Source organism: Pseudarthrobacter sp. SORGH_AS 212 (assembly GCF_030818145.1).
Classification (GTDB): Bacteria; Actinomycetota; Actinomycetes; order Actinomycetales; family Micrococcaceae; genus Arthrobacter.
This window is the reverse complement of the sequence record NZ_JAUTAA010000001.1, coordinates 2,596,847-2,621,051: the sequence shown is the minus strand read 5'-3', so window position 1 is coordinate 2,621,051 and position 24,205 is coordinate 2,596,847. Positions and strand designations below refer to the sequence as shown.

General features: G+C 64.2%; 19 protein-coding genes. 8 read left to right on the top strand and 11 right to left on the bottom strand.

The genetic code is table 11. From position 1 onward, the window contains the following. The first annotated feature begins 99 nt into the window (after window positions 1-99). On the top strand, window positions 100-1,896 hold the full coding sequence (locus tag QE394_RS11895) for an HNH endonuclease (RefSeq protein WP_349035405.1): 1,797 nt from the start codon (window positions 100-102) through the stop codon (window positions 1,894-1,896). 169 nt (window positions 1,897-2,065) lie between these two features. On the opposite strand, the gene QE394_RS11890 is transcribed toward QE394_RS11895, so the two are convergent. Both QE394_RS11890 and QE394_RS11885 read right to left on the bottom strand, forming a co-directional pair. Further along, the gene (locus tag QE394_RS11890; RefSeq protein ID WP_056080843.1) at window positions 2,066-2,956 is read right to left on the bottom strand and encodes a Rieske 2Fe-2S domain-containing protein; all 891 of its coding nucleotides are present in this window, start codon (window positions 2,954-2,956) and stop codon (window positions 2,066-2,068) included. 170 nt (window positions 2,957-3,126) lie between these two features. Then, window positions 3,127-3,495, bottom strand: coding sequence for a cupin domain-containing protein (locus QE394_RS11885; RefSeq protein WP_349034592.1), 369 nt, complete (start codon window positions 3,493-3,495; stop codon window positions 3,127-3,129). Window positions 3,496-4,010: 515 nt separating this feature from the next. Between QE394_RS11885 and QE394_RS11880 the strand changes: the two genes are divergently transcribed. Next, window positions 4,011-4,511 carry a hypothetical protein gene (locus QE394_RS11880; protein ID WP_349034591.1) on the top strand — a complete coding sequence of 167 codons (501 nt, stop codon included), beginning with the start codon at window positions 4,011-4,013 and terminating at the stop codon, window positions 4,509-4,511. 69 nt (window positions 4,512-4,580) lie between these two features. On the opposite strand, the gene QE394_RS11875 is transcribed toward QE394_RS11880, so the two are convergent. Beyond that, window positions 4,581-5,603, bottom strand: a complete 1,023-nt coding sequence (locus QE394_RS11875; protein ID WP_056080850.1) for an Lrp/AsnC family transcriptional regulator — start codon at window positions 5,601-5,603, stop codon at window positions 4,581-4,583. Between the two features lie 137 nt (window positions 5,604-5,740). Here QE394_RS11875 and QE394_RS11870 point away from each other — a divergent pair, with 137 nt between their 5' ends. Together QE394_RS11870 and QE394_RS11865 are read left to right on the top strand one after the other, a co-directional pair. After that, on the top strand, window positions 5,741-6,985 hold the full coding sequence (locus QE394_RS11870; protein WP_349034590.1) for a M20 family metallopeptidase: 1,245 nt from the start codon (window positions 5,741-5,743) through the stop codon (window positions 6,983-6,985). Window positions 6,986-7,058: 73 nt separating this feature from the next. Next, window positions 7,059-8,348 carry an MFS transporter gene (locus tag QE394_RS11865; protein WP_261621035.1) on the top strand — a complete coding sequence of 430 codons (1,290 nt, stop codon included), beginning with the start codon at window positions 7,059-7,061 and terminating at the stop codon, window positions 8,346-8,348. A 104-nt stretch (window positions 8,349-8,452) separates the two neighbouring features. On the opposite strand, the gene QE394_RS11860 is transcribed toward QE394_RS11865, so the two are convergent. Both QE394_RS11860 and QE394_RS11855 read right to left on the bottom strand, forming a co-directional pair. Then, window positions 8,453-9,499 carry a DUF808 domain-containing protein gene (locus tag QE394_RS11860; RefSeq protein ID WP_261621034.1) on the bottom strand — a complete coding sequence of 349 codons (1,047 nt, stop codon included), beginning with the start codon at window positions 9,497-9,499 and terminating at the stop codon, window positions 8,453-8,455. A 166-nt stretch (window positions 9,500-9,665) separates the two neighbouring features. Continuing rightward, complete coding sequence (locus QE394_RS11855; protein ID WP_349034589.1) at window positions 9,666-10,715, bottom strand: acetylxylan esterase; 1,050 nt, start codon at window positions 10,713-10,715, stop codon at window positions 9,666-9,668. 35 nt (window positions 10,716-10,750) lie between these two features. On the opposite strand from QE394_RS11855, the gene QE394_RS11850 reads away from it, so the two are divergent. Then, the gene (locus QE394_RS11850) at window positions 10,751-11,635 is read left to right on the top strand and encodes a DeoR/GlpR family DNA-binding transcription regulator (RefSeq protein ID WP_326493563.1); all 885 of its coding nucleotides are present in this window, start codon (window positions 10,751-10,753) and stop codon (window positions 11,633-11,635) included. Between the two features lie 32 nt (window positions 11,636-11,667). Here the strand turns inward: QE394_RS11850 and QE394_RS11845 are convergent, their stop codons facing one another. The 6 genes from QE394_RS11845 to QE394_RS11820 form a co-directional block, all read right to left on the bottom strand. Beyond that, window positions 11,668-12,582 (bottom strand): substrate-binding domain-containing protein, encoded by a 915-nt coding sequence (locus QE394_RS11845; RefSeq protein ID WP_056080868.1) that lies wholly within the window; start codon window positions 12,580-12,582, stop codon window positions 11,668-11,670. Between the two features lie 79 nt (window positions 12,583-12,661). Further along, window positions 12,662-14,944, bottom strand: a complete 2,283-nt coding sequence (locus tag QE394_RS11840; RefSeq protein WP_056080871.1) for an FAD-dependent oxidoreductase — start codon at window positions 14,942-14,944, stop codon at window positions 12,662-12,664. A gap of 101 nt (window positions 14,945-15,045) precedes the next feature. Then, a complete protein-coding gene (locus QE394_RS11835) occupies window positions 15,046-16,827 on the bottom strand; it encodes a BNR-4 repeat-containing protein (protein ID WP_349034588.1) in 1,782 nt (593 codons plus the stop codon). 83 nt (window positions 16,828-16,910) lie between these two features. Beyond that, window positions 16,911-18,230 carry an extracellular solute-binding protein gene (locus QE394_RS11830; RefSeq protein ID WP_200937805.1) on the bottom strand — a complete coding sequence of 440 codons (1,320 nt, stop codon included), beginning with the start codon at window positions 18,228-18,230 and terminating at the stop codon, window positions 16,911-16,913. 55 nt (window positions 18,231-18,285) lie between these two features. Then, a complete protein-coding gene (locus QE394_RS11825) occupies window positions 18,286-19,152 on the bottom strand; it encodes a carbohydrate ABC transporter permease (RefSeq protein WP_235501518.1) in 867 nt (288 codons plus the stop codon). Window positions 19,153-19,211: 59 nt separating this feature from the next. Then, the gene (locus QE394_RS11820; RefSeq protein WP_349034587.1) at window positions 19,212-20,021 is read right to left on the bottom strand and encodes a sugar ABC transporter permease; all 810 of its coding nucleotides are present in this window, start codon (window positions 20,019-20,021) and stop codon (window positions 19,212-19,214) included. Window positions 20,022-20,490: 469 nt separating this feature from the next. On the opposite strand from QE394_RS11820, the gene QE394_RS11815 reads away from it, so the two are divergent. The 3 genes from QE394_RS11815 to gcl all read left to right on the top strand — a co-directional run bounded on the left by QE394_RS11815 (window position 20,491) and on the right by gcl (window position 24,202). Next, window positions 20,491-21,291: a TIM barrel protein gene (locus tag QE394_RS11815; protein WP_261621033.1), complete on the top strand. Its 801-nt coding sequence runs from the start codon at window positions 20,491-20,493 to the stop codon at window positions 21,289-21,291. 110 nt (window positions 21,292-21,401) lie between these two features. Next, the gene (locus QE394_RS11810) at window positions 21,402-22,280 is read left to right on the top strand and encodes a 2-hydroxy-3-oxopropionate reductase (protein WP_349034586.1); all 879 of its coding nucleotides are present in this window, start codon (window positions 21,402-21,404) and stop codon (window positions 22,278-22,280) included. Window positions 22,281-22,411: 131 nt separating this feature from the next. Beyond that, window positions 22,412-24,202, top strand: coding sequence for a glyoxylate carboligase (gene gcl, locus QE394_RS11805; RefSeq protein WP_349034585.1), 1,791 nt, complete (start codon window positions 22,412-22,414; stop codon window positions 24,200-24,202). Window positions 24,203-24,205 lie beyond the last annotated feature (3 nt).

Genomic DNA, 24,205 nt, shown 5'->3' with positions numbered 1-24,205 from the left:
TCCGGCGATGAGTTGGAGCAGCCTATGAATGTCAGACCCTCACGCGATGATGTCTGTATGGGAAACGCGGCGGCTTCTCCGGTCGAGGAGACAGAGGTGATGGAGGGTCTTCGGGCCTCTGTCGCCAGCCTCGACGTGCTGTTCCTGAAGGACGAGGAGCTGGACCGGGCTGGCTCGGATGTGTTTGGCGCGAACGCTCCATATGTGGCTGGTTCCGGCGGTGCTGATGTTGATGGTTTGGAGCGGAAGTCTGAGCTGCGGCTGCAGCGGTTGGCGTTCTGGAGCAGGCTGGAAGCCCAGATCGCGGCGGGCAAGGCCCGGGACGCCGCTGAGTTCGCCGAGTTTCAGGAGGCGATGACGCCGCCGGACGCCACAGACTCGGAGCGGGCGTTCGTGGAGATGTCCACGACCGCGGAAGTCGCCGGGGTCCTGACGCTCAGCCCGGGTGCGGCGGCAGCGTTCATCAGCCAGTCCCGGAAGGTCTGTGCGATGCCCCTTGTTGCCGGTGCGCTGGCTGCGGGGTTGATGTCGTGGCGGCATGCGGTGATTGTGGCCGACGAAGCGGACTGCCTCGCCCCCGAGAGTGCTGAGGCGCTGGTGGCGCACTTCTTCGACCCCGACGCCCCCAACCGTGCCCGCGGGTTGGCACCCGGTGACCTCGTGCCGCACCTGTTCCGCCGGAAAGTCAGGACCTGGCGCGAACGCACCTACCCCGCCTCCCTCGCAACCCGGCATGCGAGGTGTGTGGCGGACCGGCGGATGGAATACCGCCCAGACGCCGACGGGATGGCAACGATTACCCTGATCCTGCCCGCGGACACCGCCTGCGCCATCTGGAACAAGACCACAGCGATCGCCCGCGGCCTCCAAGGCCCCGGCGAGACCCGCACCCTCACCCAGCTCCGCCCCGACACCGCCGCCAGGCTCCTCCTCGGCACCCACACCGGGGCCGCTGCCACCGGTACAGCTGCCACCGGTACAGCTGCCACCGGCCAGTCCAACGACGGCCAAAAACCCGGTGGCGGGAGCGACCCGTTCGCGATTGATCTCAGCAAGGTCCCGGCACCGAAAGCCGACGTCCTGGTGACCGTCCCGCTGCTCGCCCTGCTGGGCATCACTGATGAACCGGCAGATTTGGACGGGTACGGGCCCATCCCGGCGGCCATGGCACGGAAACTCGTCGCCGACGGGGCGACCTCGTTTTACCGGGTCCTCGTCGATCCCCGCGACGGCGCACCGCTGGAGATCGGTAGGACCAGTTACCGGCTGACGGAGGCGATGAAACGCTGGATCAGGATGCGCGACGGGCACTGCACCTTCCCCGGCTGCACCAACCCCAGCACAGACAACGAAACGGACCACCTCACCGCCTGGCAGCACCACGGGACAACAGGAATCAGCAACCTGGCCCAACTCTGCCCGAAACATCACCGGCTGAAGCACAACAGCCGCTGGACCCCCACACCAGCAACCGGGACTGAACCACCCGGCTGGACCTCCCCCACCGGCCGCCACTACCCGGGCCAACACCCCCACCCACAACAACCACACTGGCCACCCGCACTCCTCGAACTCGAACAGGACAGGGCCCTGACAGGAGACGTCGTCGCGCCCGGAGACTCAGCATCGACCGGAGACCTTGCGCCGGGCGGCGACGTTGGCGCGGCCGAGGAATCTGTCGTGACCAGCGTGCCCGGCGCGATCGGACACACGGCACCGGACAGACACCTGACAACTGTCGGAGACCCTGCACCAGCCACAGATCTTGTATCAGCCGGAGCCGCTGGCACTGCGGGTAGGCCCAGCCCGACCAGAGCATCAGGCGCTCCGGCAAGCATGCAGCCGGACAACCTAAGCCCGCTCGAACGCGCACTCACGGCCTACCTCGCCGCCTGAATCCAGGAAGTCGCGAGTGAGCCTTCTGCTCAGCCAATAGGCATTGCTGCGTGACACGTCACCAGCCGCAGCCAGACAGAAGGCGTGGTGCGTGGGCAGTCGAGATTTGTCGGCAGTTCGTACCCGTCGGCAGGCGTGATGCCGCGGCAGAGTGATCCGTGGGCGGTTTTTACCCGTCTGCGCCGGGAAGGCTGACCTCCACAATGCCGTCGGTGATGCGGGTGTCGAACCGCGGCTGCTTCGCTGTAGCCGGGCCCGCCACAACTTCGCCGGTCCGGAGGGAGAACGTGCTCCGGTGCCAGGGGCAGACGACGCAGGGCCCGCCGTCGTCCGCAAGGTTGGAACTCTTGAGCTTGCCCTCATGCAGGGGGCCGGAGAGGTGGCTGCAGACATCGGAGAGCACGCTGACGCTGTCCCCTTCACGGAAGACCAGAAGGTTCAGCCCGGCAACCACGCGCTTATCAAGCTTTCCGTCGGGCAATTCTGCAAGTGGCGCCAGGGCATGCCACCCCGACGGGAACCGGTGCGGAATTTCTTCACTGTGGTTCACGCCGGCTGCCTGCCGATACGTCAGATGGCCGCCCAGGAAGCCTCCGCCGCTCACTACGGCGAGGCCCAGGTAGGCCAGCACCTTGCCGCTCGCGTGGCTGCCCCTGGCACGTTGGACCAGCGACGCCGAGTACAGGCTGGTGGCCGCGATGTTGGCGGCCGCATGGACCAACCCCACGCGCTGCTGCTGGGGATGCAACTGCGTCCAGTCCGTGAATCCAGCCACGGCCGACGGGACAGCGCTCAGGGCACCCACACCCACCAGGATCTTGGCCGCCTGCTCGGTCCCGGGAACAGCGTCGAGCACTGCGGCCGAAATCCACGCGCCCATGGGGACCTGAACGGCCAACGGGTGCACGGGGTGTCCCACGGGGACGCCGTGGAGGACATCGCGCATCCAGCCGGGCGGGATGATTTTCTTGACTGCTTTCCGCACGCTCTTGGCCACTGGATCAAGCCATTCGGCGTCCTCAAAGCGGGTTACTAGCTCAAGTGCAGGCAGCGGTTTCATGGAACTCCCTTACCCCGGAATCTCGTATGCAGTCGATGCACCCAGAGCATAGCGGGGAACCCTGCCGTTCAATAGGGCTGCTTGCGGCCAAAGCACAGGGCCTACGAAACCTGGATCCCAAAGAACTGACTTGTAGGCCCTGGCATGTGTAGGCCTGGGCACGCCGGGAGCTACGTCAGCGCATGCATGCCGTAGCTCCGCGGCCGTCCGAAGGATGCAGCGCCAAGGAACTCGACGGCGACGAACGGCTCGTTGCCCACCACCCACTCGTCGTGCCCGGGAGGGAGCGCGTAGGTATCGTGCGCGTGAATTGACGAGCACCCGCCGTCGGCCGTTTCGATGTCCAGCCGGCCTGAGATGCAGTAGCCGAGGTGGTGATGCTCGCAGAAGGCTGTCAGCTCAGTGGGTTTGGCGGATTCGGACCATCGCCAGCCAGGGGCGAGGATGAGGCGGGCCACGGTGTAGTCGTCAACGGTGACAAGGTCGAACTCGGCCTTGTCCGGGCAGCGCTTCCTATCCGGAAGATCAAATGATTTCACTGCCAACGCTCTGATGAAATTAGCGGTCACTGGAACACAATCTGTGGGTCAGTGCAGGGAAGCCCGCCGTAAGGCGGGCCATGAATCGGATACCGATGAAACGGTTTGTGAAGCGAGACCTGTTTCCGCATGCACCTATGCCCCCGGTGCACACCCGTCGAACCAGACAGCTGGTTACCTATAACCGTAGCCCTGCCGGACCTGAAGTCAATGGAGGATACCTGGCACGTGCAGCACCCCGCGAGGATCCCTGAACGGGTCGCAAAAACGCGTCAAAAAAGGTACTTCGGCATATGGAATAAGACCGTGTGCGGGTCCACGCTTAGATAACCGGATCACGAACTCCGGTGAGTCAAGCCCCCGCTCAGTCGGGCGTGCTGTTTGAAATGGGACAGGCAGGCTGTTGCCGCCATACTGGTCAATCGCGACTTGCCCGGTCGCGCGCTCAGCGCTGCCTTAGCAGGGACACTCGCACCCTGCACAAATGGGAAATGCATCCTTTCAGGAGCAAGAAAATGTCAATCACCCCAACACTGAAAACCCGGTCCATCAGGGCGAAAATGGCGCTCGTTCCAGCCCTCACCCTGGGCCTTCTTGGCGGTGCCGCGGTAATCGCCGCACCGGCCCAGGCCAATGACAACTACAGAAATGGTTGTACCGTCAAACCCCTGACACCGCAGGATGCCCGCGGCGATTGGGTGAACTTCCCGGTAAGTGTGAGATGTGGTGACGGGATGAAGCTCGTCCACATCCAGCAAAAGCGCTACGAAAAGGATCGTGGCCGCGACACCAAGCTGCACGAAGGCATGTATGACGGCTTCACCTACTACGTGCACCGCGGCGACCGCTACGAGATCGTTGACAGGTATGACCGTGTGAGCCGCAAGCTTGATCGCCGCGGCCCCGAAGAGGTTTACCACGAGATCCGGTTCGCTGTAGTCGATCGCAATGGCCGGCTTGAATGGTCCGGATGGATGAGAAGCGGCACGCTAACAGGCGTCAACTCGCATAGCTGATCCAAACCCGGTGAGCCAGGGGCCAAGCCCCTGGCTCACCTCTGTATCCGGGCCCGCCGGGGACACACGTCAGCCGGCCATCTCCAAGCCGCCGGCATGGACGACGGCGCCACTCGCCGTCGTATCCCGGTTCAGCAGCCAACCCACGCGTTTGACGGTGCTGAGCATGACCACGCTTTCCACCAGGTCGATGCCGGGTACCTTCTGCTGCAGGGTCAGTTCTGCCGTCATGACGTCGGCCAGGGAATGCAGCCACATGATGATCACGAAGTTCGTGGGCCCGGTGGTGGAGGCACTGAGCCGGACATTACTGATGGTGCGGATCGCCGCCGCTGCTTCCTCGTGCCGGCCTGCCGGAACGTTAGCGAACCACTGGCAGGTCACGGGGTAGGAGGACAGTCCCTGGGCCACCTCGCAGCGGAACAGCAGTATGCCGCTGCCCAGCACCCGGTTTAACTGGCGCTGTACCGTGGCCGGCTGCCGGCCCAGGCCGCGGGCAATATCCGCCGCGGTGGCCCTGCCGTCCCGCGCCAGGTAGGGCAGCAGGTCCAGGTGGCTGGCGGGAAGCTGGGCCGGCGCAGGACTGCCGCCGGACGCAGCCTGATTTCCGAGCGTCCGCAGCGTCGCCAGTTGCGGTTTGTCGAGAATGTTGAGCCGCCAGGCGTCACCGCTGCTGTGCAACCGGGTGCACAGCGAGATCTGGTACTTGGTCAGCCCGCGGATGGCCTTGAACCGGGCGACTACCTTCTCGCTGAACTCCTCAAGGGTTTTGGTGATCACGGTCAGCATGAGGTCCCGGTGGCTGGCGGCCTCCTCGACGGTGACGATCTCCGGGATGGCTGTGAGTTGCGCGGTCACGGCTTCCCGCTGGTTCATCTCGCAGTCCACGGCCACGAATGCCAGAAGCATCTGCTGAGGATCACCCGCCAGATGGGCCGTCACCCATGCGGTACCGCTGGACTTCAGCCGCTCCCACCGGGCCGCGAGGGTGGTGGCGTGAACGTCGAGTACTTTGGCCGCATCAGCCCAACCCAACCTCGGTGAGGTCTGCAGGACCTGGATCAGGGCAAGATCCTCCTCGCTGAGCTCCATATCCATCCTTCTCATGTAGTGCATGAATCGTGGGGAGAGGCCGGCCACACAGCATATTTCCTGCGCTAAACGGGAATGTGAACCACGCCACTCCAGAATAGTCGACGAGAAGGACTGACCGACGCCGAGGAGCGGGAATGACGATTACCACCGATGCCAAGGACCTGCAGCAAGACCTGACCCGCCTCCGCCACGACCTGCACCGGCAACCGGAAATCGGGCTCCACCTCCCACGCACCCAGGAGCGGGTTCTTCAGGCGCTGGACGGACTTCCCTATGAGATCACCCTGGGCAAGGACACGACGTCGGTCACTGCAGTCCTGCGCGGCGGCCACCCGGGCGCCGGAGAGCAAAAGAATGCCGGCGTCAGCAATGCCCGCCCGGCCGTCCTGCTCCGCGCGGACATGGACGGCCTCCCTGTCCAGGAGAAGACCGGGGTGGACTTCACCTCCCAGGCCGATGGCGCCATGCACGCCTGCGGCCACGACCTGCACACGTCCATGCTCGCCGGAGCCGCCACCCTCCTGGCCGAGAAGCGGCACCAGCTGGCCGGCGACGTCGTCCTCATGTTCCAGCCGGGCGAGGAAGGCTTCGACGGCGCCAGCTATATGCTCCGCGAAGGCGTCCTGGACGCCGCAGGCCCCCGCGTCCAGGCGGCCTACGGCATGCACGTGTTCTCCTCGCTGGAGCCGCACGGCACGTTCTGCACCAAGCCGGGCGTCATGCTCAGTGCCTCCGACGGGCTGGAGGTCACCGTGCTGGGCGCCGGCGGCCACGGTTCGGCACCGCATTCGGCCAAGGACCCCGTGACGGTTGCAGCGGAGATGGTGACCGCCCTGCAGGTGATGGTCACCCGGCAGTTCAACATGTTCGATCCCGTGGTCCTGTCCGTGGGCGTGCTGCATGCCGGCACCAAACGGAACGTCATCCCGGAGTCGGCCCGCATCGAGGCCACCATCCGGACGTTCTCCGAAGCGTCCCGCGTAAAGATGATGGAGGCCGTGCCGCGCCTGCTCAAGGGGATTGCCGCCGCACACGGGGTGGAGGTCGCCGTCGACTACCTGCAGGAGTACCCGCTCACCATTACCGATGAGGACGAGACGCACACCGCCGAAAAGGTCATCGGCAGCCTCTTCGGCGAGCGCCGCCTGGCCCGCTGGGCTACTCCGCTCAGCGGCTCGGAGGACTTCTCCAGGGTGCTGGCAGAGGTGCCGGGCACGTTCATTGGCCTCAGCGCCGTCGCGCCGGGCGCCGACCACGCCACTTCACCGTTCAACCACTCCCCCTACGCAACCTTCGACGACGGCGTGCTGGCTGATGGAGCGGCGCTCTACGCCCAGCTCGCGATCTCGCGGCTGGCCACACTTTCCGCCGCGTCATAGCCGACAAGACTCACAGCCGGCAGCAGCGCCGCTGCCCGCCACCACCATCCGAACCGACCACCAGGAAGCCACCATGTCCATTGCAGTAAGCAAGCAGCAGACTGGACGCATGTCCACCGCCAAGACCGTCGTCGGCACCGGCATCGGCAACGCCGTCGAATGGTACGACTGGGCCATTTACGCCACGTTCACCCCGTTCATCGCCAGCCAGTTGTTCAGCAAGCAGGACCCGGCCTCGGCCGTGCTGTCCACCCTGGCCATCTTCGCCGTCGGCTTCGTGGCCCGCCCGTTCGGTGGCTTCCTCTTCGGCTGGATCGGCGACAGGGTGGGCCGCAAAGCGTCCATGACCCTCGCCGTTGGCCTCGCCTCCCTGGGCAGCCTGATGATCGGCGTCGCACCCACCTTCGCCGCCGTCGGCGCCTGGGCATCCCTGATGCTTTTGGTGGCCCGGCTGGTCCAGGGCCTGGCGCACGGCGGCGAGCTCCCGTCGTCGCAGACGTACCTGTCCGAGATGGCGCCCAAGGAGCACCGCGGATTCTGGGCCACCCTCATCTACACATCGGGGACGGTGGGAATCCTGTTCGGCACCCTGCTGGGCGCGGTCCTGAACATGACAATGACCGCCGAGGCCATGAACGCCTGGGGCTGGCGGGTCCCGTTCCTGCTGGGCGCCGCGATGGGCCTGTACGCCCTGATTATGCGGTCACGGCTGCACGAAACCGAGGCGTTTGAAGGCGAGTCAAAGACGGAGAAGCGTGCCCCGATCTGGCCGCAGGTTGTCCAGTACCGCAAGCAGGCCCTGCAGGTGATCGGGCTGACCGTCGGGCTCACGGTGATCTACTACATCTGGGGCGTCGTGGCACCGAGCTACGCCACTACCGCTCTGAAGATCGACCGAGGCGAAGCCCTGTGGGCCGGCGTGGTCGCCAACATCGTGTTCATTGCCGCCCTCCCCTTCTGGGGCAAGCTGTCCGACCGCATCGGCCGCAAGAAAGTGCTGTGGGCCGGCGCCATCGGCTCGGCGGTGTTCCACTTCCCGATGACTTGGCTGCTGAAGGATTCCGCGTGGCAGCTGGCAGTATCGATGTCCGTCATGCTGATCTTCATCGCCGCGAGCGCCGCCATCGTTCCCGCCGTGTACGCCGAGCTCTTCCCGACGTCGATCCGCACCGTTGGCGTCGGCGTCCCGTACTCCATCTGCGTGGCAGTGTTCGGTGGCACCGCGCCCTACCTCCAGCAGTGGCTGGGTACCTCGCTCGGGGCGCCGCAGGTGTTCAACGTGTACGCAGTGGTGCTGCTGGTCATCAGCGCCGCGTTCGTCTTCAGCATCCCGGAGACGAAGGGCAAGGACCTGACGCACTAGGTCTGCACAGGCTTCACGGACGACGGCGGGCTCCGCACCTGATCTGGTGCGGAGCCCGCCGTCGTTGTTCTGTTTTCATTCGCACCCGCAGCGGTGCACCGCGGCTAGGAGGCCGTTCCGCCGTCGTTCTTCGCCGGCGGCTGGGCTGTGGCGGCATGGTTGCCGTCAGTCGTGCCGCTGCCCGCGTGACCGTGCTCTTCTTTAGCCTTGGCCTTGCTGGACGGCAGCGCCTTGAGCAGCGGCGTCACAACAGCCATCACGATGGTCCCCCAGATGAGACCCAGCACTGCGGAACACAGGGTGTTCACGAGCCAGGCCAGGAAGCCGCCCACCACCGCAATGCCGGCGAACGGGTGCTCCAGGGCATGGACAAGGTCGTACAGTGTATGCCAGCCGAGATCGTGCGTTCCCTGCAGCATGATGTGGCCGCCCACCCAGAGCATGGCGATGGTTCCGATGAAGGTGATGGCGCCGAGCACTGCGGGCATCCCCCGGACCAGGAGCTCGCCAAATCGCTGGGAGCCCGCCGAATCCTTCGCGGCAAGGTGCATGCCGACGTCGTCCATCTTGACGATGAGCGCCACGGCGCCGTACACCGCCACGGTGATGACAATCGCGACCACCACCAGGATGAGCGCCCGCACCCACAGGGAAGCATCGGGGACCTCGTTCATGGCGATCACCATGATCTCGCAGGACAGGATGAAGTCGGTGGTGATGGCACCCTTGACCACCTTGGATTCCGCCTCGGGACCCCGGTCAACGGCAGGCGAATCTTCGTCCGCGGAGTGGTGGCCGCGGAGCTTGTGCCACACCTTCTCCGCACCCTCGTAGCAGAGGTAGGTGCCACCGAGCATCAGGATGAACGGAATGCTCCACGGGATGAAGGCACTGATCAGGAGCAACGCCGGCAGGATGATCAGGAGCTTGTTGCGCAGTGAGCCCCAGAAGATCTTCTTGATCATCGGCAGCTCGCGGGACGGGTCGGCCCCGGATACGTACTGAGGCGTGACGGCGGCGTCGTCGATGACCACACCTGCCGCCTTTGCACCGGCCTTGGCCGCTCCGGCTGCGACGTCGTCCACCGAGGCCGCCGCTATGCGCGCCAGGGCCGCAATGTCGTCGAGCAGCGCGACGAGGCCGCCGCTCACAGCTCCGCTCCGGTTCGGGTGGAGGCTGACGGCGTCACTGGGATGTCTCGGTCGAGGCGCGTGATTGGCATGTTCGGAGTATATGTTGGCGGCTCAAGGTGCTGGCTACCCGGCCGGCCGGCGGCAGGGCAAAGTTGTGTGGGAAATTCGCTTTGCTGCGTTGGTGTCAGGCCCGCCGCGCGGCACCCTCCAGGCTGCGGCCGAGGTGCGCCTTAGTTGCTGCATAAGCTGCCTGACGCACTGGCTGGATGCCGGGGTACTCGACGTGTCCAGCGGGTTGGATGTCCAGGTCAAGTTCGGCGCCAAGGCCTTGGCTGGACGCGCAGGCTACCCCGTTCGCCACGGCGAACTGGCCAGGCGGCGGAACATGGTTATCCCACAGAGCGCACTCCACCCGTACAGGAACCTTCAGGAAGGTAGCGGCCGTCGATGCATCGAAGTACCGAAGGACCTCACGGGCTTCCGGGTGGAGTTGCACATGGGAACGTACCCGTTCGCCGCTGCCGTCGCAGGCAAGGCTGTTGCGCAGGTCGTAGTGGCCGAAGCTGGGCACCACCAGCGTGGCCCCAACAAAGCGCCGATCCCACGGAACTGCCAGCGCGCCGATCCCTCCACCGAAACTTTCACCCACATAGTAGAGCGGTACGTCGCCAACCACTTCGGTAAGTGCACTGGCAGCATGCCAGATGTCCACGGCACAGCGCCCCAATACATACGTGTCAATGGACTCAATACCGAAGAGCACGTGCCCATCTTCCGGAAGAGGGGCTCCCAAGCCGGCGTTCAACCGTCCCTGTCCGCGGGCCAGCGCGAACATCACTGCCGCGTCCCCGGGAACCCGCGAAAAGTCGACTGCCTCCCGCCCGCCATAACCATGGCCATGCACCACACCAGCACGCGGCTCTCCGCCGCCTGCTGGCATTGCCAGCCATCCCCGCAGCCGAAGCCCGCCGGTCGCCGCGTGTTCGATTTCGTAGACACGGCGCCCCTCGACGGGGGCCACTTCTGTCAGCCGGACAGAGGCCGGAACGGGAACCGCTTGCCTGTACCAGGATTTCCACAGGCTGGCGAAATTCGCCGGCGCTTCAACTGGCTGGATGGACAGCAGTCCATCTGTTTCATAACCGTATGAGCCATCACGATGGGCTGCCGGGAACCACTTGGAATAGGGAAACTTTGTCACCGCACCCCTGCCGTCGGTCCGGCGCGTCAGCATGTGCGATCTTCGCCCGCCCCAGCCAAGGGCGGCCGGTGACTCATGGCAGACTGAGGGGGGAACTGAAGGGAGAAGCCGTGCTTGTTGCTGAACGCAGGTCGCGCATCATGTCGGAGGTACGCCGGCTTGGAACGGTGAGCCTTACCGGACTGGCGGAAGTGCTTGGCGTCAGCGAGATGACAGTCCGCCGGGACATCGAAAGCCTCGCCACCGAGGGGCTGATTGAAAAGGTCCGCGGCGGAGCAACGATGCCTCGAGCCGCGAACGAACGAACCGACATCACCTTCGCAACCCAGGCGCGGAACATGACCGCCGAAAAACGAAGTATCGCCAAAAGGGCGGCGGCGCTGGTAGTTCCCGGAATGGCGGTAGGCCTCGCGGGGGGCTCCACCCTGTGGGCTCTGGCCCAGGAGTTGCGCGGTATCCCGGAACTGACCATCGTCACGAATTCGATTCCTGTTGCCGATGTGTTTGCCCGGCCGGACCGTGCGGACGAACCGTACACCCAGACCGTTGTACTGACCGGTGGTGTCCGCACGCCTTCCGATGCCATGGTGGGCCCCGTCGCCGTCCGCTCCCTTGGCAGCCTGCACTGCGACCTTGTCTTCATCGGCGTGTCCGGCGTCGACATTCAGGCCGGCCTCACAACGGTAAACCTCCTGGAAGCGGAAACTAATCGTGCGTTCGTTGCCGCCGGACGCGAAACCACCGTACTGGCTGACTCCAGCAAGTGGGGCGCCGTCGGTTTGACGACGATCGCCGAGCTCCACGAGGTCGATAGGTTGATCATGGACGACGGCATCGACGAAACGGCGCAGAGGACGCTGCGCGCACATGTCAGGGAATTGTGGATCGTTGAGCAGGACGAGGCTGGCGCCCGCGGCGAAGCCCTGGACGATGTAGCCGGCCGGGCCGGATGATCCGGCGTGGCTCATCTGATGGTGTCGGGAGCTCATCGTTCCTGCACCCCGCTGGCCCGCAATGAGCTCGCCCGCACAACCAAGGCAGAATCAACGACGATGTGACGGACGGGGGTGTCAGACCCCGGAGGCGCTGCTATCTGCCGTTCCAGTTCGCTGAAGGCTGCCTCGACAATTCGTCCGTCATCGGGGGCGACAGAGCTTAGCGCCGGTACGGAAAACTGGCTGGCGTGAACGTTGTCGATTCCAATGACTGCCACGTCCCCGGGGACCCGGACACCGGCTTCGTTGAGGCCGGCCAGTACGCCGAAGGCAACGGAATCGTTGGAACACACCACGCCGTCAAAGCCTGCGCCTGTGGCCTTGAGGGACCGTATCGCGCGCAGACCTTCCTCGGGCGTAAAAGCGTCCACGGACACTACCAGGTGGGATTCCTTTGCAAGGGCGAGACGGTCGACAGCGTCGCGGTAACCGGCGTAACGCTGATCGGCCGCGTCAGAAGGCCTGGCGTCCCGTGGTCCAATGAACGCCACCCGCGCACACCCGGCCGATGCCAGGTGTTCGGTGGCAGTGTCTGCGGCTGCCCGGTTATCGATCGAGATATGCGTGAAAGGGCTCACCTGGATGTGCTCGCCCAGAAGCACCAGCGGCCCCGGGGACGTACGGCGGGTGAGGTCGCCGACTGTCAGCGACCGCGGAATATGGATGAGGCCGTCGATGGCGGGAAGCCCAACGCCGTTGGCAACGTCCACCTCCCGGTCGTGATCGCCTTCAGTCTGCTGGATGAGGATGGACAAGCCCCGTTTCTCGGCACCACGCGCCAGCAGTGTCGTCAGCTCAGCGAAATACGGTTCCTCCAGGTTGGGAACGGCGAGGGCCACAATTCCGGTACGCTCCCGCCGGGTGACCGGCGTGCTGCGCTCGGAGGCCGAGTTGGCAACGGACACTGTTGTCCTCCTGGCTAAAGGTCGCCCGCTGGGTCCCCCGGGACGGTCTGATCTGTAGGTTAGGGTATCGCGCCGCATTTCACTCCTGCACCCGCAGGGCAACGACGCGCGCCTGTACGGCCCCGTTCGTCGCGGTGATAACCAGTCGCAGGGCCTTAAACGGTCCTACCCCGGGAGGAACAGGGTGAACGCGGTGCCGCCGCCTGTTGCCGGTCTCTTCCGCAATGGGAAGCCAGTCGCCGCAAGACTCACTCCCTGCCGACGGAGGCCTGTCCGGCAGCACCTCAATACGGTAGTCCTTGACGAGCTCAGGGATAACCAGATGGGGGCTTCGGTGATGATGGAGGGTGTTCAGCTCAAGGTCAACGTCATCGTCGAACACCACGCGGACCTCCCGCGCGTCCACCGCTTGGCCCCAATCCAGGCGCAGCCATTCCGGCTGCCCGGCCGTCATTGGAGCCGATGCCCACATGTTCGGGCCCCCGAATGGCCGGTTATAGCCGCTGACCGCACGTTCCGGCGCCAAGGCCGCTGTCCGCGGAAGGGCACGGAACACCACGGATTTTCCCCGTAAGGGCTTGGTTGGCCACTGCACAAGGAGTTCTTCCTGGCTGATCATCACATTCTGATCTTCCGAATCGGGTGCCCGCAGAAGCGTCAGGACCCCGGGTGGCAGCTCCGGCGACAGATGCACCACGACGTCGTCATTTGCGCGTAGGACCACGACGGCGTTTTGGGGCTCGCAGGTTGGCCAGCCAATGGCTGCGGTGATCCATTGTTGGTGCCCCGCCGGGATCATGACCTCTGCCGATGACTCCAGGTGTTGGGGGACAACGTTCTGCGTTTTGCCCGTTGACCAGGCTTCCACCGTCAATGTCGTGTCCCGCAGGGCGGTGATGAGGAGCTCCACGGCGTCGAGTCGCGGATGGACCGGCACAACGATGCCGATGTCGTTGACCAGGCTATGGGATTCGTGATCAGTGTGTTCTCCCGTCCCGATATGCGTTGTCAACGTCGATGCAGACACGGCTGCCCGACGCGCCAAATCGGCGGGGTCGTTGTTGGGGACGCCCAGAACGGGGGCATCCCAGCGGAGCAGGGTCTGGCGCAGTTCATCGCGGTGCTCCTTGTAGAGGCCGCGGGGCGTTGTCCGCTTGTCGAGCACCAGGGAGGCGGCTGTCCCCGCAGCCTGCCCCATAGCAGCGCATGTGGCCATTACACGTGCGGCCCCGAAAGCGATGTGCGTGGCAGAAACATTGCGGCCGGCCATCAGCAGGTTCTCCACGTTCGCAGAATAGAGGGAACGGAAGGGGATCTCGAAAACACCATTCGAGAAACGCTGCAAGGCTCCGGCATTTCTTGAATACATCCCTTCAGCGGGGTGCAGGTCGATGGACCAGCCGCCATATGCGATGCCATCGTCGAATTCCGTCTGTCCGACGATATCGCCCTGGTGGAGGGTGTAGTCCCCCACCAGACGGCGGTATTCCCGTTTCCCGGGTACGTTCCCGATCCACTCAAGGTCGAGGGTCTCGGCATCGAACGCCCCGGAATTCTTGATGTAGTCCCAAATACCGAGGATGACCGACCTGAGCTCATCACGGATCCGCTCGTTGTCCTCCACAATGTCCAGTTCCCCGCCCCATTCCACCCACCAATAGTGGGCGCCGTTGTCGCCGCTGCGGATGACGCGCGAGGTCGGGATGGATGTTTCGCGGATGTCCTTCGCAGTTTCCGGGGGGACAAAGCGGATCGGGCGTCCCGTGTCCTTGGTGTAGAACAGCAGCGTCGACCCAAGGAACTCACGCACTGGTTCTTCCGGTGCCCAGTCCTCGCCGAAGTCCGCCCGCCCTTCCTTCCCTAGCCGTGCCTGGGCGCCCGCTAGGTGGCCCACCAAACCGTCGCCGGTGCAGTCGAGGAAGACCGGGGCGATGAATGTGGTCAGGGTTTCCGAACCCATGGTCCAGCCGCACACAGACTCTATGGTGCGGGCGTCGTCGGGACCGCTGGCGAGGACATCCCGCACGTCGGTGTTGAGGAACAGCGAGATGTTCTCCTCCCGCCGGACTGCGTCGAGCACCACGTCGTCCCAGTGGATGGGGTTACCCTCCGGATTTCGGAACTGATTTTCGACATAGAGCTCGCCAATGATTCCGGTTTCCCGCGCCCACCGCTGGTTTCCGTGGGCCGTGGCTCCGCACACCCACACCCTGACCTCCGATGATGAGTTGCCGCCCAGTACTGGGCGGTTGTTGATCAGAGCAACGCGTTTTCCAAGGCGCGCTGCAGAAACCGCTGCACTGACGCCGGCCAGACCTCCTCCAATAACGACGACGTCGGCCTCGACGGTCTGTGTTCGCATGCTCTGTTTGTTCCTTCCTGGGGGCGGAGCTGAGGACTCAGCTTTTTGCGATGGCTTCAATCTCAAAGACCCTTGCAACGTCGGTCGGTGAAGCGGAAGGGTCACTGATGAGTAGGCGGATTGCTGTCTACTTCGAGGTCAACAGCTACGGCCGTCCTGACCAGCCGGTCCCGGTTGCCGGTGTACTGTCCCACTTGGGTCCAGCCTTCAGTTGTGTGGACCTCCACGGTGAAGCTGCGCAGCACCGAATCTGTTCCCGGGTCAGTGCTGTAGCCGCTCCGGACCCTTATCTCGTCGAGCCGTTGGGGTTTGCGCAGCGTGATAGTAATGCTGGGGGCCGTATCGCCGACTGCCGATATCCACCTGCTTGCGTCGGTGCAGATGCCGTCGACGGCAAGTTCGCCGCCCGTGTCCGGCCGGAGGGCGGACGAGGCCTGCACACTGGCTCCCAGTGCGACATTGACGCCGCCGAGTTCTCCGCGCAGGTTTGCCACGATGTCCTCGAGTTTGCTGCCCTCGCTTGTCCGGCCGGCACGGGGCAACTCGACGTATTCCAGTACCGCAGGAGCAGCGTTGGGAGCACTCAGGTACAGGATGTCTGTACCGTCTGGCCGGGTCTCTGCCCGCATCCGTTGCTGCCCGATGCGCTGCTCACCCACGGGAAAGTAGGCCAATCCCTCTCGGCCCTGGGTCTTTTCGATCATCACTGCCTGGCTGCGGAGCTCTCCGCACACCTGTGCCGTAAGGACAGTGTAGGCACGTGTTCTGGATCCGAAGGACGTGGTGTCCAGCGCCGCCGCAGTGGCCACGCCACTGCCCAGGGAAGAGGTGTCAAGGAGCATCTCAGTGACCCAGTTGGAACCGTCCCACGTCACGTTAAGAAAGTCATAAGCGGCCGCATCCTTGGGCACGAAACGGTAGACGATGCCCGCCGGCCTGGAGCCCCGCATAGCAAGCTTGGCTGACTGCAGGGCCGGCATGAAGGAACGTATGGTCTCATCCGGCCCTAAGTCCCGCCAGATCACGGCCCCAGCGGTGGTGGGAGTGATAGGGCCGGTAAGGGCCTGGCCGGCGACGTCGGTGAACGTCCCGGAGTCGGGGTCATAGACGGCGTAGGAGCCAAGATGCCGCGCAGGGTCCGCCGGAAAGGGACCCCATTCCCAAAGGAGGTGCAACCGTCCGTCCTCGCCGACTGCGAGGTCATCCGGATAGAAGGCGTATCCCTTGGCCGCAGCGATGACAGTCTCCCGCTCCCACCGGCCCGCTCCAAGGTCGTAGTGATACAGGACGCCCTCCCGTGCGCCGTCTGCGTCGGTACCTGTGCGGACCAGCACCCATGCGTCCCCGTCCGGGCCGCTGGCCGTTACCGGGTAGGTGATATCGACGTCGAGGTCAGGCATTTCGGCCGTTGCGTCAGTCATCGATCTGACGTCACCTGGGGAGGCCGAGCGGAAATAGTTCCACTTCTCGTTGTGCATGGAGACAAAGGCATGGATTGTTCCGTTGCCGTCGACGACAATTGATGGCTGGTTGTGGCCGTTGTCGTCAAGGAACGTTACACAGGGTCCGTTCGTGTCGGTGCGCAGGCAGCCTTCGGTCCACGCGCCGCCATCGTCCCGGGAAGCGAGGTGGACTTCGTGCCGCGAAGACGCCGCGGCGGGTGCGTTGAAAGCAAAGTAGGTAGTTCCGTTGGCTACGGCCACAGGATTCCACCATGCCGCCTGGTTTGAACTGTCAACCTTGAAGGGCAGCGTTTCCGAGGAGGCCCGGGAGGCGGTGTCTACAGTGCCGTTGCTGGCTGCCGCTCCGGGCACCAGGCCGGCGAGGAGGACCACAAGGGCCGAGCTGACGGTGAGGACGGGTCGAAGGAGGTGCTGAAGCATACGTTCTTCCTTGAACTGTGATGCGGGTCTGGCATGGCGGATGGGGAACCCGGCGGCGCCGCCGGGGCCGAACAAGTACCGGCCTAGCGAACGAGCTTCTGGGCGGCCTCGCCGGCCGCCTTCATGGCGTCGGCTGGTTTCGCTGAACCGACCAGGACGGCCTGGACGCGGTTGGCGATTTCCGATTCCACTTGTGAGTACGAGGTGAAGGCCCAGAGCGGATTCGTCGTGGCGGTAGCTGTGATGCGTTCGCTGAAGAGGGAACCGAAAGCGTCGGACGCCACTTTGTCCGATTCCAGCGCTTCGGCCGTTGCCGGAGGCAGTCCGCGGACCGCATAGTCGCCGAGCACTGTGTCCAAATCGGATGTTGCGAACTGGGCGAAGTCGCCGGCAGTTGCGGCACCGTCTCCGTCCACGACGGCAATCGCGCCACCCCAGACGAGCGCGCGCGGCTTGTCTCCCTGTTTCAGGACGGGGCGCGCCACGGGGTTGAGCTTGCTGGCGAGATTGGCATCGGGTGACTCCTTGGTGACAGCGTTGCGGCCCACCGGGGCGTCGTCGTAGATCGCGGCGCGCCCCTGCGAGAACAGCGAGCGCGCGTCAAAGCGGTCCACATCAGGAGAAATCAACCCCTGGTCGTAAAGGCTCTTATACCAAGTGACCGCTTCAACACTTGCGTCATCGCCGATGGTCACTGTGTCACCGTCAACCAGCGGACTGCCGAACGTCTGCATCCAGATCAGGACGTCCTTCAGCTGGGCGGCCTTCGTTGAAGCTGCGTAAGGAATGATCCCGCCGCCGAGTGCCTTCAGGTCCTTCAAAGTCTTTTCAAATCCGTCAATTGTTGTGGGAAAGCCGTCAGGGGCAACACCGACCTTCTGCAGCATCTCCGCGTTTGAGACGAGCCCGATTGCGCCAATGGTCCACGGCAACGCGTACTGGACCCCGTCAAACCGGGCAGCGGCTAGGGCGGCGTCAGTGTATCCGCGGCCCTCTGCCAGGCTGGAGAGGTCCTGGAGTTTGCCCATGGCGGCCAGTGAGCCCAGCCAGGCAACGTCAACGTGCGCCGCACCTGTGAACTGTCCGCCTTTGATCTGAAGCGTCAGCTGGTTGATGTACTCGTTATAGGGGAAAGACGTGGGCGCGACTTTCACTCCTTGTTTGGCTTCGTAGCCGTCGATGATCTGCTCAAGCGCCGGCGCTGCGGCGGCTTCAGTCAGGGACCAGGAAGCGAACTTAAAGTCAGTCGGCCCTGCCCCGCTGAGGCCGGCGCTCCCCTGCGGAGAAGCGCCGCCCGACGTCGGCATGCACCCGCCCAGGGCGGTAGCGGCGGCGCCAAGGCCGAAGAGCTGCAGTGCTCCGCGCCTTGTCAGTGAGGGACGGGTAGGAAAGTTTGCGGACACAGGTGTCCTCCTTGTCGTGGGTCTTGTGTTGGATGCTGCGGGGTACAGCGGTGTTCTAGCCTTTGACGGCACCGGCAGTCATGCCGCTGACAAGGAACCGCTGCAGCAGGATGAAGGCGAGAGCAACGGGCAGCGAAACAACCAGCGAGGCGGCCATCAGTTCCGGCCACGCCGTGGCCGCTTCGCCGACATATGTGTTGACGAGTCCGGGTGGAAGCGTCTGCTTGTCAGGACCGGCCAGTGTCAGGGCGAAAATGAAGTCATTCCAACCTCGGACGAACGCAAACAGCCCGGCCGCCACCATGCCCGGGGCGGAGAGCGGCAGCACTATCGAGTGGATGATGCGCAGGCGTGACGCTCCGTCCATGAGGGCGGCCTCAATGAGCTCGTTGGGGATGGTGTCGAAGAATCCCTTGAGCATCCATACGCACAGGGGAAGCGTGAAGGTGGTGAAGGAGAGAACCAGGGCCGTATAGGTGTTGAGCAGGCCGTAGGCGCTGAAGACTGTGTAGAGCGTCACCAGCAGCAGGGCCTGCGGGAACATTTGGGATGCGAGAACGAAGTACATCAGCGCCCGGCGCCCGGTGTATCTGAACTTCGAGAAGGAGTAGCCCATATAGGCGGAGACAATGACCGACAGCACAGCCGTAACGACGGAAACGATGATGCTGTTCTGCATGTAGGTGAACAGCTGTGAATTCGAGAACAAAGACGCGTAGGCCTCGAATGACACCTCGCTGGGAAAAAGCCGTGGCGGATAAGAGAAGACCTGGTCCCTGGGCGTCAGGGAGGTGGCCAACAACCAGTACACCGGGAGCAAGCCGAAGCCGCCGCAGACAATCACGGAAGCCCAGGCGGCGACGCGCACACCCGGGCGGTCTGCGCGCAGGGCCGGCGCCTTCCGCGGGGTCCTTTCCTTCATTAGATGGCTGCCACTAGCATCTGGTGCCGTCGTAGGGGCTGGGCTCTGGTGAGTGGTGGTCATCGTTCCTCGCCTTTCTCTGAGAAGCGCACATAGACCACCACGAGCGCCATGAGGAGAATCAGCCATAGCAGGCCCAAAGCACCGGCATGCCCGAGGTCATACCCGCGGAATGCGGTTTCGTAAACGGAAGTAGCAAAGGTCTGGGTACTGCCCGCAGGCCCTCCGCCGGTGAGGACATAAATGATGTCGAAGTGCTGGAAGTTCCAGATGAACTCCAGAAGGAGAACGAGCCCGATGATGCCCTTCAGTTGCGGCACCGTGATGGCGAAGAAGCGCCTGACCGTGCCGGCTCCGTCCATTTCGGCGGCTTCGTGCAGCTCGCGCGGCACTGTTTGAAGACCAGCGAGGAGCATGACCATGATCCAAGGGAAGGACTGCCACGTCTTAGCGATAATGACAGCCCACATGGCCGTGCCGGGCTGGGCCAGCCAGGCCTGGGGCTCGACCCCGAGGGGTGCGAGCAGGGCGTTCATCACACCGTAATTTCCGTTGAAGATCCACATCCATAAGAAGGAAACCACCACGCCGGGCACCAGCCATGGAATAAGCATGAGTCCACGCATCAGGTTGGCACCCCGGATTCGGGTGTTTAGTGCGAGGGCAAGGGCGAAGCCGATGGCAAACGGCAGGATGGTTGTACCGAGGGTGAAGATCATCGTCTGCTGGAACAGTTGGAGGAAGTTCCCTTGCAGGACGTCGACGATGTTGTCGAAACCGACAAATTTCCGTCCCGGGACTACCAGGCTCTGCTTGAAGAAGGCCGTCACGAGGGCCGTCAACAGAGGATAAGCCACGATTGCGGTCATCAAAGCGATTCCCGGCAGGACCAGGAGGATAGCGAAGACTCCGTCTGACAGCCTTCGAGGCTTGTTAGAAGATGTTATTACTTGTGAACTACTTGTCATATTCACATCCGTGTGATTTTTCCTCGCCCTTGAGGCAAATGCGGGCTCATATGGGCCTGTTTCGTTTATGTGCCCCTTCAGAATGCAGGCCGCACTTGAGGCCTGTCAAGCAAATCCTGTGAAGTTCTGAAAAGAAATCACGCTGGCTTGTAATTATTTGGTAGTTTTTGCAACTCGGGTTGGGCTAAACATCACATCACGCCCCTGCGGCATACCGCCGCTCTTGACGCTCACGCCGTAATGTCCCTACACTTTTCATAAAGCAGAATCTAAATTCCACAAAGCGGAAAGTGGCGAAGAGCCGGAAACGGCAGGCCGCACCCACCGCAAGGGAAAATAGATCAAAGCCCCTCCCTCGGAAGGACCTACGATGACGTACACAGTGAACTGCTCCATCCTCCTCACGGAATTGCCCCTGCTCGAGCGCCCCGCGGCGGCCAAGGCAGCAGGCTTCGACGCCGTCGAGTTCTGGTGGCCCTTCGAGACCTCAGTCCCTGCAGACAGCGAGATCGCCAAGTTCGAGAACGCCATCACGGACGCGGGTGTGCAGCTCACCGGCCTGAACTTCAACGCCGGCAACATGCCCGGCGGCGACCGCGGCCTGGTCTCCTGGAAGGGACGCTGCTCCGAGTTCAAGGACAACATCGAGGTAGTGGCCGGTATCGGCGAGCGCCTCGGCTGCACGGCCTTTAACGCCCTCTACGGCAACCGGCAGGACGAATTCACCCCCGAAGAGCAGGACGAGCTGGCCGTCAGGAACCTCGCGGCAGCAGCTGAGGGCGTGGCCCGCATCGGCGGCACCGTCCTCCTCGAACCCGTCAGCGGCGCACCCAAGTACCCGCTGCTCACCGCCGACGACGCACTCAAGGTCATCGCCCGCGTCAAGGCGGAGGCCGGCGTCGGGAACATCAAGCTCCTCGCCGACTTCTACCACCTGGCCGTTAACGGCGACGACGTCGAATCCGTCATCGAAAACCACGCCAAGGACTTCGGCCACATCCAAATCGCGGACAACCCCGGCCGCGGCGCACCCGGCACCGGAACCCTCCCGCTCGGCGAATGGATCGCCCGCAGCCGCGAACTCGGCTACGACGGCCACATCGGCCTCGAATACAAGGAACCGCAGGAAACAGCCTTCAGCTGGGCCATCCGCGAACACGCCGCCAAATAGTACCAACCAGCCCAACTGAGTAGCAGCAGATGTCGTTTAGACCGCCCAGAACGACATCTACTGCGACCTAGTTGGGCCGCCACCCGCAGACTTTCAGAAAGAGAACCATCATGAGCAACGTTGCAGTCATTGGACTCGGAATCATGGGCCTGCCCATGGCCATCAACCTGGTCAAGGCCGGCCACACCGTCACCGGCTTCAACCGCAGCCAGGACAAGATCGACAAGCTGGTCTCCGAGGGCGGCCAAGGCGCCTCGAGCATCGCCGACGCGGTCAAGGACGCCGACGTCGTCATCACCATGGTGCCGGACTCCCCCGATGTTGAGGGCGTAGTCAGCGGCAAGGACGGCGTTTTCGCCAACGCCAAGCAGGGCGCCATCTGGATCGACGCCTCAAGCATCCGCCCGGACGTTGCCAAGCGCCTCTCCGACGACGCCCGCGAAGCCGGCATCCGCCCGCTCGACGCCCCGGTCTCCGGCGGCGAACAGGGCGCCATCGACGCCGTGCTCTCCATCATGGTGGGCGGCGACAAGGCAGACTTCGACGACGCCCGGGACGTCCTGAACGCCGTCGGCAAGACCATCGTCCACGTAGGCCCCTCGGGCTCCGGCCAGACCGTCAAGGCTGCAAACCAGCTGATCGTGGCCGTCAACATAGAGGTCCTCGGCGAGGCAATTGCGTTCCTCGAGGCTTACGGCGTGGACACCGACGCCGCCCTCAAGGTCCTCGGCGGCGGGCTTGCCGGCTCGAAGGTCCTGGACCAGAAGGGCCAGAAGATGCTGGACCGCAACTTCGACCCCGGCTTCCGCCTCGCCCTCCACCACAAGGACCTGGGCATCGTCACCGCCGCCGCCCGCGAAGCCAACGTCGCCGTCCCCCTCGGCGCCGTCGTCGCACAGCTCGTCGCCGCCACCGTCAACCAGGGCGACGGCGCACTGGACCACTCAGGACTCTTCAAGCAGGTCCTCCAGCTCAGCGGCCGCGAGTAAAGCACCGCGGCGAAGGCCGCAACCCAGCACTCAACGGAAGCCCCGGCGTCGTACACGCCCGACGCCGGCTCCCCTTCCACACCCAAAAACCAGCCCGCACAGGGCCCCCAAAGTTTCCCAAGGAGCACACCATGAGCAAGATGCGTACCGTTGATGCAGCGGTGGCCATCCTGGAAAAGGAAGGCGCCATCGAGGCGTTCGGCCTGCCAGGCGCTGCCATCAACCCCTTCTACTCCGCAATGCGCGCCCACGGCGGCATCCGCCACACGCTGGCCCGCCACGTTGAAGGCGCCAGCCATATGGCGGACGGTTTCAGCCGGGCCAAGGACGGCAACATCGGCATCTGCATCGGCACCTCCGGCCCCGCCGGCACGGACATGATCACCGGCCTGTACGCCGCCTGGGCAGATTCCATCCCCATGCTCTGCATCACCGGCCAGGCCCCCGTGGCCAAGCTGCACAAAGAAGACTTCCAGGCCGTGGACATCGAGTCCATCGCCAAGCCCGTCACCAAGATGGCCATGACCATCCTGGAACCCGGCCAGGTTCCCGGCGCCTTCCAGAAGGCCTTCCAGCTGATGCGCTCCGGCCGTCCCGGCCCCGTCCTGCTGGACCTGCCCATCGACGTGCAGATGGCCGAGATCGAGTTCGACATCGATACCTACGAGCCCCTGCCCGTCGAAAAGCCCAAGGCCTCCCGCAAGCAGCTGGAAAAGGCCCTGGACATGCTGCTCGCCGCCAAGCACCCGCTGATCGTGGCCGGCGGCGGCATCATCAACGCCGGCGCCTCCGCACAGCTGGTGGAGCTGGCCGAGACCCTCAACGTTCCGGTCATCCCCACCCTGATGGGCTGGGGCACCATCCCGGACGACCACCAGCTGATGGCCGGCATGGTGGGCCTGCAGACGTCCCACCGCTACGGCAACGAGAACTACCTGCAGAGCGACTTCGTGATCGGCATCGGCAACCGCTGGGCCAACCGCCACACCGGCGGCCTGGAGACCTACACGGCAGGCCGCACGTTCGTGCACATTGACATTGAGCCCACGCAGATCGGCCGCGTGTTCTCGCCGGACCTGGGCATCGCGTCCGACGCCGGCGCAGCGCTGGCAGGGCTGGTGGAGCTCGCCAAGGAAAGGGCTGCTGCCGGGTCCCTGCCGGACTACAGCGCCTGGGTTGCCGAATGCCAGGACCGCAAGGCCTCCCTGCACCGCAAGACCCACTTCGAGAACATCCCCATCAAGCCGCAGCGTGTGTACGAGGAGATGAACAAGTCCTTCGGCCGCGACACCACGTACGTGTCCACCATCGGCCTGTCCCAGATCGCCGGGGCGCAGATGCTGCACGTCTTCGGACCGCGCAAGTGGATCAACGCCGGCCAGGCAGGGCCCCTGGGCTGGACCGCCCCGGCAGCCCTCGGCGTCGCCCGTTCCAACCCGGACCAGACAGTGGTGGCGCTCTCCGGCGACTACGACTTCCAGTTCATGATCGAGGAACTGGCGGTGGGCGCGCAGTTCAACCTGCCGTACATCCACGTGGTGGTGAACAACTCCTACCTTGGCCTGATCCGCCAGTCCCAGCGCGGCTTCAAGATGGAGCAGAACGTGTCCCTGGCGTTCGAGAACATCAACAGCTCGCACCTGTCAGAGGAGACCCGCGGCTACGGCGTGGACCACCTGAAGGTGGCCGAGGGCCTGGGCTGCAAGGCCGTCCGCGTGGAAGACCCCAACGACCTGGGCGCAGCGTTCGACAAGGCCAAGGCCCTGATGGGCGAGTTCCAGGTTCCCGTGGTGGTGGAGGTGATCCTGGAAAAGGTCACCAACATTTCCATGGGCGTGGAAATCAACGCCGTCAACGAGTTCGAGGAACTGGCCGAGTCCGCCGCTGACGCCCCCACCGCCATCCTGGCACTGCAGGCCTAAACC